Below are 11,958 nucleotides of genomic sequence, written 5' to 3' on the forward strand. Positions count from 1 at the left end.
GGGCGCCTCTGTCTGAGGTGAAAGCAATGGAATGTATGGAGGAAAGACGGATTCGATGAAGGCCGGGCTTTGAAAAGCTCGACCCTTCGTCAGAAGACTACAGCGAAGACCTTGAGGAAGTCTTCAGCCGACAAAAAGCGTCAATTCGGGCGGCACGATCGCCAGATCGCCACGCCTGCGGGCAATCGCGTAGGTCAAGGCGCCGCGCACGGCTTCCGGGCTGACAGGCTTCTTCAGGACACCCATGGTGCCGGGCACGCCGGTGCCGAGCATTTCCGGGTCCGCCGTGGTGAAGATAACGGTGACATCGTGATCTTCGGCCAGGATGCGCCCGATCTCCGGACCGCTCGGCCCGTCGGCAAGGTTCACATCGACGAAGGCGATGGCGGCAAGGCTGCCGATCTGCAAGGCATGCTTCCTGCGGCTCGCGAAGCCGACGACGCCGGCATTCAGCCCCGCGGCCGAGACGGCATCTTCCAGATCGAGTGCGAGAAGGAGGTGATCTTCGATGATCACGACGGGATAGTCGATGATCGGACGGCTCTGCCACCGGCGGACTGTGTTCTCGGTCATGACGCTATACCCATTCGACATTGAGACTGCAGCTGAAATGGCCGGAACAAGATTTTGTTCCAAATTTTATTTAAATGCGCGCACTATTGCAGGTGTTAACAAAGTATTAACCGAGAAAACCACGCCGCCCTTCCAAACTGTACTACACAGGCAGCAAAGCAGCATGATCGTGTAGGAGGCCCGATTGGCGGTTGCCGCCCGGACAAAAGCCCGGCATATGTAACTGTCTCGTGACGGTCGAGGAGGATCGTCATGCTGATATCGCGGAGCGGCACGTCCTGCTTCGCCAAAACGGGAGGACGTTCATGTTCAAGACAATCCTGAAGGCATCGACCCTGAAGGCGACAGCAGCCGCGCTTGCTTTGTCGGCTACCGGACCTTTGGCCGCGTCTGCGGCGACCGATCTGCAATGGTGGCATGCGATGACCGGTGCGAACAACGAGGTCGTCAACCAGCTCGCCAAGGAATTCAACGAAAGCCAGAGCGAATACACCATCACGCCCGTGTTCAAGGGCACCTATCCGGAAACGCTGAACGCCGGCATCGCTGCCTTTCGCTCCAAGCAGCCGCCGGCGATCATTCAGGTGTTCGACGCTGGTAGCGGTGTGATGATGGGGGCCGAGGGTGCGATCATGCCCGCGGCAGACGTGCTGCAGAAGGGTGGCTTCACCTTCGACAAGTCGCAATATCTCGCCGGCATCGCGGCCTATTATTCCAAGCCGGACGGCACGATGTTGTCCTTCCCCTACAACTCGTCCTCGCCGATCCTTTACTACAACAAGGATATCTTCGCGAAGGCTGGGCTTGACGCCGAAGCGCCACCAAAGACATGGCCTGAAGTGTTCGAGGCCGCAAAGAAGATCAAGGCGAGCGGTGCCGCATCCTGTGGCTTCACATCGACCTGGCTCACCTGGATCCAGACCGAAAATCTGGCTGCCTGGAACAACGTCGCCTATGGCACCAACGAGAACGGGCTCGGCGGCAGCGACGTGAAGCTTGAGTTCAACGCCCCGCTCTTCGTTGAGCATTTCCAGGCCATTGCCGATCTCGCAAAAGACGGCACCTTCCGCTATGGGGGCCGCACATCCGAAGCCAAGCAGCTCTTCATGTCGGGCGAATGCGCGATCCTGACGGAATCCTCCGGTGGTCTCGGTGATATCGTCAAGTCGGGCGTGAAATACGGCATCGGCCAGCTGCCCTATTACGAGGGCCATGGACCGCAGAACACGATCCCCGGCGGCGCGAGCCTCTGGGTCTTCGGCGGCAAGAGCGATGCGGAATATGCGGGCATCGCCCAGTTCTTCAATTTCCTGTCTCAGACGAAGACCCAGGCACGTCTGCATCAGGTCTCGGGTTATATGCCGGTGACCAATGCTGCCTATGAGGAAACCAAGAAGTCCGGCTTCTACGACAAGAACCCCGGCCGCGAGACGCCGATCCTGCAGATGATGGGCAAGGCGCCGACCGAGAACTCCAAAGGTGTCCGCCTCGTCAACCTGCCGCAGGTCCGCGACATCATGAACGAGGAGTTCGAATCGATGCTCGCCGGCAAGCAGGATGCGAAGGCCGCCCTCGACAAGGCTGTCGAGCGGGGCAATGCGGCGATTGCCGAAGCCATCGGCAACTGATCCGCACCTGACCGTATCGCCGGCCCCGCTTCACGGGCCGGCGATACGCTTGCCTGCCGTTCCGAGGAGCACCCGGTGCACAACGTCGCCTTCCCCAACAAGATTCTTCCCTACCTGCTGGTCGCCCCGCAGATCATCCTCACGGTCATTTTCTTCTTCTGGCCGGCAAGTCAGGCGCTCTATCAATCCGTCATGCGCGAGGACCCGTTCGGCCTGAAGAGCGGCTTCGTCGGCCTTGCCAATTTCCGCGCCGTGCTCTCGGACCCGAATTATATCCACGCGCTGCAGGTCACCGTGGTCTTCAGCATTCTCACAGCACTTGTCTCCATGGGCGTGGCGCTGCTGTTGGCGACCGCAGCCGATAAGGTCGTCCGCGGACAGACCTTCTATCGCACCCTGCTGATCTGGCCTTATGCCGTGGCGCCGGCCGTCGCGGGCATGCTCTGGCTCTTCATGTTCAACCCGGCCATGGGCACGTTTGCCTATCTGCTGCGCCGGAACGGTTTCGGCTGGGATCCGCTGTTGAACGGTGATCAGGCCATGGGGCTCGTCGTCGTCGCTGCCGCCTGGAAGCAGATCAGCTACAATTTCCTGTTCTTCGTCGCCGGGCTGCAGGCCATTCCGAAATCGCTCATCGAAGCGGCGTCGATCGATGGAGCGCGCGGTGCGCGGCGGTTCTGGACGATCGTCTTCCCGCTGCTGGCGCCGACCACCTTCTTCCTGCTGGTCGTCAACACCGTCTACGCGTTCTTCGACACCTTCGGCATCATCCATTCCGTCACCGGCGGCGGGCCGGCAAAGGCCACGGAAACGCTGGTCTACAAGGTCTACAATGACGGCTTCGTCAATCTGAACCTCGGCTCCTCGGCGGCCCAGTCCGTCATCCTCATGGTCATCGTGATCGCGTTGACGGCGTTCCAGTTCCGCTTCGTCGAGAAGCGCGTGCATTATGGTTGAGGCCCCGAGATGATCGAAAAACGCCCCATCGCCAATCTCGTCGGCCACTTTATCCTGATCCTTGGGATCATCGTCGTCGCCTTCCCGATCTATTATACGTTCATCGCCTCCACGGCGACGTCGGAGGCCATCATCCGCCCGCCGATGTCGCTGCTACCGGGCGGTCATTTCGTCGAAAACTACACGGAGGCCATGACCGGCGGCGTCGAGCGCGTCGTCGGCGTCAGCCTGGAACGGCTGCTGTTCAACTCGTTCGTGGTGGCCGTGGCGATCGCGGTCGGCAAGATCGTCATTTCGTTCCTATCGGCTTTCGCGATCGTCTTCTTCCGCTTTCCGTTCCGCATGGCCTTCTTCTGGATGATCTTCGTCACGCTGATGCTGCCGGTCGAGGTCCGCATCCTGCCGACCTACAAGGTCATCGTCGATCTCGGGCTTATCGATACCTATGCGGGCCTGACCTTGCCCCTGATGGCCTCAGCAACAGCCACATTCCTCTTCCGCCAGTTCTTCCTGACCATTCCGGGCGAACTGGTGGAAGCCGCGCGCATCGACAATGCCGGCCCGTTCCGCTTCATGCGGGATATCCTGCTGCCGCTGTCGAGCACCAACATCGCCGCCTTGTTCGTCATCCTGTTCATCTATGGCTGGACGCAATATCTCTGGCCGCTGCTCGTCACCAATGATGCGAAGATGAACACCGTCATCATCGGCCTGCGGCGCATGGTGGATTTCACCGATGCCTCGACGCCGTGGAACTATGTGATGGTCACGGCGATCCTTGCGATCATTCCCCCCATTCTCGTCGTGGTGCTGATGCAGCGCTGGTTCGTCAAAGGTCTCGTGGAGACGGAAAAATAATGGCCAATATCGTCCTCAACGACGTCCGCAAGAAATACGGCAATATCGATGCCATCAAGGGCATTTCGCTCGATATCGCCGACGGCGAGTTCCTCGTGCTCGTCGGCCCTTCGGGCTGCGGAAAATCGACACTGCTGCGCATGATCGCCGGGCTCGAGAGCATTACCGGCGGTGAAATCTCGATCGGCGGCCGCGTCGTCAACACGCTGGAGCCGTCCGAGCGCGACATCGCGATGGTGTTCCAGAACTATGCCCTCTATCCGCATATGACGGTGCGCCAGAACCTCGCCTACGGCCTGAAGAACCGCAACACGCCGCAGGCCGAGATCGACCGGCGCATCTCGGATGCGGCCAAGGCGCTGGAGATCGAAACCTTTCTGGAGCGCAAACCCCGCCAGCTTTCCGGCGGCCAGCGTCAGCGCGTGGCGATGGGCCGGGCGATCGTGCGCGAACCCGCCGCCTTCCTGTTCGACGAGCCGCTGTCCAACCTCGACGCCAAGCTGCGCGTGCAGATGCGCGTCGAGATCAAGCGTCTGCAGAAATCGCTGCAGACGACGAGCGTCTACGTCACGCACGACCAGATGGAGGCGATGACGCTCGCAGACCGGCTCGTCGTGCTCAACAGCGGTGTCATCGAGCAGGTGGGAACACCGATCGAGCTTTACGAAAAGCCCGCGACCACCTTCGTCGCGACCTTCATCGGCTCACCCTCCATGAACCTCTTGCCTAGTCTCTCCAGCTCTGCCTGGAGCCTCGCGCCGGATATCAACTTGCCGCAGGGCAGCGCCACGCTCGGCATACGACCGGAGGATCTGCACGTGGCAGACGGCGACGGCGCTACTGAGGCATTCCGGGCGGACGTAAAGGTCGCCGCCGTCGAGTTGGTCGGCGCGGAGAGCTATGTCCACGGACATCTCACGGACGGCCAGCCGATCATCTTCCGCGTCGCCGGGCGCTCCCGTATCCTCATGGATGACATCGTGCCCGTCGCCGCCAGCCGGCAGGCGCTGCATCTCTTCGATGAGGCCGGACGCCGCAAGGACGCCTGAGCCGCCGTTTAGCCGATACGGGAGAATGCGGCCAAGACGGTTCGCTCCGACTGGGTGAGGTACACTTCCAGCATGTCTGCTGCCGCCTGCGTCCGGCCGGCTTCCAAGTGCTCCAGAATGGCCGCATTCAGATCGATATAGGGGGCGTGGAGAAGCTCGGGATCGTCGAGCAGGCCAAAGCTCAGCCGAAGTTCGGCGGCGATTTGGGCGTAGAACGCGTTCAGCCGCTGGCTGTCCGCCAAATCGACGATGGCGGCGTGGAACACCATGTTCTGGCTGCCCACCATGCCCCATGCCTTCTCACCGCGTGCGATCCGCGCGGCCTCCACAGCGGCCCGCATTCGGGCGACGGCGGGGTGGTGCGGATAGGCCTTGGCCAGCGCCTGACATTCGATCATCCGCCGGATCCGGTAGATATCGATGATCGAGGCCATGCTGGGCGTGGCGACGAACATGCCGCGATTGGGCTCGTGGTGCAGCAGGCCTTCCTTCGTCAGCAGCCGGAAGGCCTCACGCAGGGAATTGCGGGACACGGAGAAATCCGCGCTGAGCGCCGCCTCCGACAGGCGCTGTCCCGGCTTGAGTTCGCCGGCGATCAACCTGCCCCGGATCTCCTCTGCCAACCGTGGCGCCAGCGCCGATATCGTGTCCTGCTCTGCCATCGAAAAACTCGATCCCCCGGGCGCGCGTCCGTTCAGGTGCGCCACGGCCGCAGCGATATCGCGGATCACGCAGGAGGGAAACCTCCCCATGACGTTTGCAAGGCGCCTTCTCTTCGATTTCGACGGCGTCCGGCTGGGAACGCGCCACTGTCGAGGCAGGAAGAGCCGTTTTGGATCGCCTAAAAGATGCACGGAGGCCACGATTTCCTGCCCGTTCTCTCAGCAAGCTGCCGCGTGTTTGAACAACTTGGTAGAACGATACAGTAAAATTGTTGAACGATATTGACAGAATTGTGAAACGGGACGACGCTGCTGTCATAACAATCGCTCTCTGCAGGATGTGCAGCAGGAGCGGCCAACGAAGAGGGCAACATGGCAGATACATCGGCATCCCCCGCACCACCATCCCAGGGCAGTCCCGCACCGGAAGGCATGTCGGCAAAATCGCGCCGCGCGGCGCTTATCGCCGCCATCTTCCTCATGTCGATGTCGGCCGTGGGTCCCGGCTTCATCACCCAGACCGCAACCTTCACGATCAAGCATGGCGCGGCCTTCGCCTTTGCCATCCTTGCCTCGGTCCTCATCGATTTCGTGGTGCAGGCCAATGTCTGGCGGATCGTCACCGTGACGCGCATGCGCGCTCCGGCCATCGCCAATGCCGCCATTCCCGGTTCAGGCTACTTGCTCGCCATCCTCGTCATCATCGGCGGCCTGTTTTTCAACATCGGCAACATCGGCGGTGCCGGTCTCGGCCTCAACGCCATGATCGATCTCGACCCGAAGATCGGCGGCGCAGCTGCGGCCCTCGCCGCCATCGCGATCTTCCTGTCGCGCCGGGCCGGCGTCGCCATGGACCGCGTAGTCTATGTCGCCGCCTTCATCAAGCTGGCGTTGATCCTCTACGCGGCGTTCGTGTCCGGTCCGCCGGTTGCGCAGGCCCTTTACGAGACCGTGCTGCCGTCGAACATCGACTTCTTCACCATCACCACCATCGTCGGCGGAACGGTCGGCGGCTACATCACCTATGCCGGCGCACACCGCCTGCTGGACAAGGGCACGGTCGGTGTCGAGAACATCGGCGCGGTCAATCGTGCGGCTCTCACCGGCATCGCGATTACTGGCGTTCTGCGCTACATCCTGTTCCTTGCCATTCTCGGTGTCGTAGCCAGCGGCGTGGTCATCGACCTCTCGGGCAAGGGGGCCAATCCTGCGGGACAAGCGTTCCATGCAGCGGCCGGCGATATCGGCTACCGTCTGTTCGGCGCGGTCTTCCTCGCCTCCGCCATGACCAGCATCATCGGCGCAGCCTATACATCGGTCTCGTTCCTGACCGCCTTCAAGCCGGACCTGACCGAGCGACAGCGCAACAATGCGACCGTCGGCTTCATCGCCTTCTCGCTCGTTGCCTACATGCTGATCACGACGCCGCCGGCCGCCATGCTGGTCTTCGTCGGGGGGCTCAACGGCCTGGTTCTGCCCATCGGCCTGTCGATCTTCATGTATGCCGCCTGGAAGCGCGCCGACCTGATGCACGGCTATCATTACCCGCGCTGGCTGATCGGCCTCGGCGTCCTGACCTGCGGTCTGACGTGGTTTATGGCGTACAAGTCGGTCGGCGCGATCTTCGCGATGCTGACGGCCTGATACGGGAAAGGGAGAGACTGACATGAAAGCCATCGATCTCAACAGCGACCTCGGCGAAAGCTACGGCGCCTGGGGCATGGGCGACGACACGGCGATGCTCGCCATCGTCTCCAGCGCCAACGTCGCCTGCGGCTTTCACGCCGGCGACGCCGCCGGTATCCTGAAAACCGTCAGGGCAGCCGCCGAGAAGAGCGTCGCGATCGGTGCCCATGTCTCCTATCCCGACCGCGTCGGCTTCGGCCGGCGCGACATGGATGTGACCCCGGACGAGCTTATCGCCGACGTGATCTACCAGATCGGTGCGTTGAAAGGCATTGCTGCGGCTGCAGGCACCACGGTGCGCTACGTCAAGCCGCACGGTGCTCTCTACAACCGCATCGCCAACGACGCGAAACAGGGTCAAGCCGTCATCGACGGCATCAAGTCGGTCGATCCGTCGCTGGTCCTGATGGGCCTTGCCGGCACACCGATCCTCGATCTCGCCCGGCGCGCCGGCCTTGCCGTCGTCGCCGAAGCCTTCGCCGATCGCGCCTACACGCCGGACGGCCAGCTCGTTTCCCGTCGGGAAGCGGGCGCCGTTCTCCACGACCCGCAAGCTATCGCCCAGCGCATGGTCCAACTCGCGCGCGATGGCACGCTGACGGCCATCGACGGCTCCACCATCCGCATCGAGGCCCAGTCGATCTGCGTCCATGGCGACAGCCCGGGTGCGGTATCGATTGCCCGCGAAATCCGGCGTGCCTTCGAGGCGGACGGGTTGCACGTCGCGTCCTTCCTCGACAATCGATAATTCCGGAGGGAGAGTGTCATGATTGCTATCGAGCATCTCCGCCATATCGATGCCACGCCTGCGCGAACGGCACGCGAACGCTACCGCACCGGCAGCGTCGCGCCGACATCCGGCGTGGCGCCCGGTTTCACCCAGGCCAACATGATCGTCCTGCCGCGCGACTGGGCGTTCGACTTCCTGCTTTACGCGCAGCGCAACCCGAAGGCCTGCCCCGTTCTCGATGTGTCGGACCCGGGTTCCCACGCGACGCTGCTGGCACCCGGCGCCGATCTGCGCACCGACCTGCCGCTCTACCGCATCTGGCGGGACGGAAAGCTGGCCGAAGAAACCGCCGATGCCAGCGCCGCCTGGGCCGAGCATCCCGATCTCGTGAGCTTCCTCATCGGATGCAGCTTTACGTTCGAGACGCCGATGGCCGAGGCCGGCATCGAGATCCGTCACATCACCGACGGGTCCAACGTGCCGATGTACCTGACCAACAGGCCCTGCCGCCCGGGAGGGCGTCTCCACGGCAATCTCGTCGTGTCCATGCGCCCGATCCCGGCCGGCCGTGTCGCGGACGCCGCAACCATTTCCGGGCGCTTCCCCGCGGTGCACGGCGCTCCCGTCCATGTCGGCGCGCCGGACGAGATCGGCATCGCCGATCTTGGCAAACCGGAATTCGGCGATGCGGTGCGGATCGAGCCGGGCGAAGTTCCCGTTTTCTGGGCCTGTGGCGTCACCCCGCAAGCCGCCGTCATGGCGTCTGGCGTCCCGTTTGCCATCACCCACGCGCCGGGGCACATGTTCATCACCGACATTCCGGATTCCGCCTACCACGCCTGAGGTTCACGATGCGCTTTCTTCCCGTCAGCCTGACCACACTGCTCGTCGAGCTTGCCGACCTCCAGGAAACGCTGGCCCTGTTCGCCTCGCTGGAGGCCGATCCGGTGCCCGGCATCGCGGACATGGTGCCGGCCGCGCGGACGCTGATGATCCGGTTTCATCCTGGCGCAACGACGCCGGAGGCACTGGCGCGGCAGGTTGCAACACGCGACCTGTCCGCACGGATCGCGCCCTCCGACAAGCTCGTCGAGATCCCCGTGCGCTATGACGGCGAGGATCTGGCCGACGTCGCGGACCTCACCGGCCTGTCCGTTGAGGAGGTCGTGCGCCGGCATGTGGAGAGCGAGTTCACCGTCGCATTCTGCGGCTTTGCGCCCGGCTTCGGCTATCTCGTCGGCGGAGACCCTGCCCTGCACGTACCGCGCCGCCAGAGCCCGCGCACCCGCATCCCCGCCGGCGCGGTGGCGCTCGCCGGCGCCTTCAGCGGCGTCTATCCGCAGGAAAGCCCGGGCGGCTGGCAGATCATCGGCGTGACGCCCGAAAAGATGTGGGATCTCTCCCGCGATCCCCCGGCCCTGTTCCAGCCGGGATACGGCGTGCGGTTCTACGATCTGGCAAAGCGCGCCTACACCGCCGCCGCACCGGTCGCAACAACCGACAGCGTTGCATCGGCAGAGGCACCGGGCGGCGTCTCCTTCACCGTCCTTGCTGCCCCCATGCCCGCACTGTTCCAGGATGCAGGCCGCTTCGGCCAGACCGGTCAGGGCGTCTCGTCCGCCGGCGCGCTCGACCAGGGTGCTTTTCAAGCGGCCAACCGCGTCGTCGGCAATCCGTCAGGCGCCACCTGTCTTGAGATCACGCTCGGTGGCTTCTCAGTCGCTGTTTCCGGTCGCACCGTCATCGGCGTCACCGGCGCCCCCTGCCCTATCGAGATCCGCGACGCCGAGGGGCGGGTGCAGCAGGGCAAGACGTATCGCCCGATATCGCTGGAGCCTGGCGACGTCGTCACGCTGGGTCAGGCACCGAAGGGCATGCGCAGCTATCTCGCGGTGCGCGGCGGCTTCGATGTCGCGCCCGTTCTCGGCAGCACATCCACGGACACGCTGGCCGTGGTCGGGCCCGATCCGGTCACCAAGGGCGCCGTGCTCAAGGTCAATACCGACACGAGCAATCTCATGTCGGTGTCGCTTGAGGAGACGCCGGCCTTCGCGCATCCCGGTTCGGACGATGTCGTGACGCTGGATGTCGTCATGGGGCCGCGCAGCGACTGGTTCACACAGGCGGGCATCGACACGCTGTCGTCCCAGCTCTTCCGCATGACGCCACAATCCAACAGGGTCGGTATCCGCCTCTCCGGCGATATTCCGCTGGAACGCAAGGACAAGGCCGAGCTGCCGAGCGAAGGCACGGCGACCGGCGCGATACAGGTGCCGCATAGCGGCCAGCCGGTGCTTTTCCTTGCCGACCACCCGCTGACGGGCGGCTACCCCGTCATTGCGACGGTTGCCGAATACCACCTCGATCTCGCCGGACAGATTCCGGTCAACGCTCACATCCGCTTCCGGCCGATTGCGCCGTTCACCGACATCGTGCCGGCCAAGGCCTGATGCGCATGTTTATGCAACGGCCGAGGCCCACCTCAGAGGGAGGATTGTCATGAAAAAAGTTCTGATCGCCAACCGCGGCGAAATCGCCGTCCGGATCATCCGCGCCTGCCGCGACTACGGCGTCGGCTCCGTCGCGGTCTATGCCGATTGCGATATCGATGCGCTGCATGTGCGTCTCGCGGACGAGGCCTATGGCCTCGACGGCGACCGCCCTGCCGACAGCTATCTCGACATCGACAAGCTGATCGCGATCGCCAAGCGCTCCGGTGCGGATGCCGTGCATCCCGGCTACGGCTTCCTCTCGGAACGCGCCGAGTTCGCGCGCGCCGTACAGGAGGCCGGCCTCATCTGGATCGGCCCCGACCCTGAGGTCATCGAGGCGCTGGGCGACAAGGTCCAGGCACGGCGCATCGCGACCAGCGTCGGTGCGCCGCTCGTGGCCGGTAGCGACGGTCCGGTCGAGACCGCAGCCGAGGTTATCGCCTTTGCCGATGCCCATGGCCTTCCGGTGGCGATCAAGGCGGCGCATGGCGGCGGCGGGCGTGGTTTGAAGGTCGCCTGGAAACGCGAGGAGATCGCCGATCTCTACGAGTCCGCCGTGCGCGAGGCCACCGCTGCCTTCGGCCGCGGCGAGTGTTTTCTTGAGCGCTTCCTCGACCGGCCGCGCCATATCGAGGCGCAGGTCCTTGCCGACCGTCACGGCCATGTCGTCGTGCTCGGCACCCGCGACTGCTCGCTGCAGCGCCGCAACCAGAAACTCGTCGAAGAGGCCCCTGCCCCCTTCCTCAGCGACGCACAACGCGACGAGATCCATCAGTCTGCGGCCAAGATCTGCAAAGCCGCCGGCTATACCGGTGCGGGCACCGTCGAGTTCCTGCTGGGCGTCGATGGCACGATCTCGTTTCTGGAGGTCAACACGCGCCTGCAGGTCGAGCACCCGGTGACGGAGGAAACGACCGGCATCGACCTCGTTGTCGAACAGTTGCGGATCGCCGACGGCCTGCCCCTCGCATTCACGGAACCGCCGGAGCCCCGCGGCCATTCGATCGAGTTCCGCATCAACGCCGAAGATCCGGGCCGCGGCTTCCTGCCCACGCCCGGCGTCATCACCGAGTTCAGCCCGCCCTCCGGGCCCGGCATTCGCCTCGATAGTGGCGTCGTCACGGGCTCGACCGTGCCCGGCACCTTCGATTCCCTGACATCGAAGCTGATCGTGACCGGAGCGAACCGCGAGCAGGCGCTGGCGCGCGCCCGGCGGGCGCTGGCCGAGTTCCGCATCGAAGGGATCGCCACCGTCCTCCCCTTCCACCGCGCCGCTATCGACACGGCCGACTTTCGCGGCGACGCCGGTTTCAAGGTGCACAC

The 11,958-nt window shown here is 63.8% G+C and carries 11 protein-coding genes; 9 read left to right on the forward strand and 2 right to left on the reverse strand.

What is annotated here, in order from left to right; translation table 11 throughout:
• Positions 1 to 123 precede the first annotated feature (123 nt).
• Complete coding sequence (locus G8E10_RS08915; protein WP_110801720.1) at positions 124 to 573, reverse strand: response regulator; 450 nt, start codon at positions 571 to 573, stop codon at positions 124 to 126.
• 305 nt (positions 574 to 878) lie between these two features.
• Between G8E10_RS08915 and ugpB the strand changes: the two genes are divergently transcribed.
• The 4 genes from ugpB (at position 879) to G8E10_RS08935 (ending at position 5,065) form a co-directional block, all read left to right on the forward strand.
• On the forward strand, positions 879 to 2,201 hold the full coding sequence (ugpB, locus tag G8E10_RS08920) for a sn-glycerol-3-phosphate ABC transporter substrate-binding protein UgpB (RefSeq protein ID WP_110801514.1): 1,323 nt from the start codon (positions 879 to 881) through the stop codon (positions 2,199 to 2,201).
• Positions 2,202 to 2,276: 75 nt separating this feature from the next.
• Positions 2,277 to 3,158 (forward strand): sn-glycerol-3-phosphate ABC transporter permease UgpA, encoded by an 882-nt coding sequence (ugpA, locus tag G8E10_RS08925; RefSeq protein ID WP_110729322.1) that lies wholly within the window; start codon positions 2,277 to 2,279, stop codon positions 3,156 to 3,158.
• Positions 3,159 to 3,167: 9 nt separating this feature from the next.
• On the forward strand, positions 3,168 to 4,016 hold the full coding sequence (gene ugpE / locus G8E10_RS08930) for a sn-glycerol-3-phosphate ABC transporter permease UgpE (RefSeq protein ID WP_110729321.1): 849 nt from the start codon (positions 3,168 to 3,170) through the stop codon (positions 4,014 to 4,016).
• Entirely contained in the window at positions 4,016 to 5,065 is a 1,050-nt protein-coding gene (locus G8E10_RS08935) for a sn-glycerol-3-phosphate import ATP-binding protein UgpC (RefSeq protein ID WP_110801513.1), read from the forward strand. The genes ugpE and G8E10_RS08935 overlap by 1 nt, the downstream gene beginning before the upstream one ends.
• A gap of 8 nt (positions 5,066 to 5,073) precedes the next feature.
• On the opposite strand, the gene G8E10_RS08940 is transcribed toward G8E10_RS08935, so the two are convergent.
• Positions 5,074 to 5,727, reverse strand: coding sequence for a GntR family transcriptional regulator (locus tag G8E10_RS08940; protein WP_110801719.1), 654 nt, complete (start codon positions 5,725 to 5,727; stop codon positions 5,074 to 5,076).
• 372 nt (positions 5,728 to 6,099) lie between these two features.
• On the opposite strand from G8E10_RS08940, the gene G8E10_RS08945 reads away from it, so the two are divergent.
• The 5 genes from G8E10_RS08945 to G8E10_RS08965 all read left to right on the forward strand — a co-directional run.
• A complete protein-coding gene (locus G8E10_RS08945) occupies positions 6,100 to 7,371 on the forward strand; it encodes an NRAMP family divalent metal transporter (protein WP_110801512.1) in 1,272 nt (423 codons plus the stop codon).
• 22 nt (positions 7,372 to 7,393) lie between these two features.
• Positions 7,394 to 8,161: a LamB/YcsF family protein gene (locus G8E10_RS08950; protein WP_110801511.1), complete on the forward strand. Its 768-nt coding sequence runs from the start codon at positions 7,394 to 7,396 to the stop codon at positions 8,159 to 8,161.
• 18 nt (positions 8,162 to 8,179) lie between these two features.
• Positions 8,180 to 8,986: a putative hydro-lyase gene (locus G8E10_RS08955; RefSeq protein ID WP_110801510.1), complete on the forward strand. Its 807-nt coding sequence runs from the start codon at positions 8,180 to 8,182 to the stop codon at positions 8,984 to 8,986.
• Positions 8,987 to 8,994: 8 nt separating this feature from the next.
• Positions 8,995 to 10,593: a 5-oxoprolinase subunit B/C family protein gene (locus tag G8E10_RS08960; RefSeq protein ID WP_110801509.1), complete on the forward strand. Its 1,599-nt coding sequence runs from the start codon at positions 8,995 to 8,997 to the stop codon at positions 10,591 to 10,593.
• 49 nt (positions 10,594 to 10,642) lie between these two features.
• A partial coding sequence (locus tag G8E10_RS08965; RefSeq protein ID WP_167128167.1) for an acetyl-CoA carboxylase biotin carboxylase subunit occupies positions 10,643 to 11,958 on the forward strand: 1,316 nt, incomplete at its 3' end.

Origin of the sequence: Ferranicluibacter rubi (assembly GCF_011603255.1) — a bacterium.
Classification (GTDB): Bacteria; Pseudomonadota; Alphaproteobacteria; order Rhizobiales; family Rhizobiaceae; genus Ferranicluibacter; species Ferranicluibacter rubi.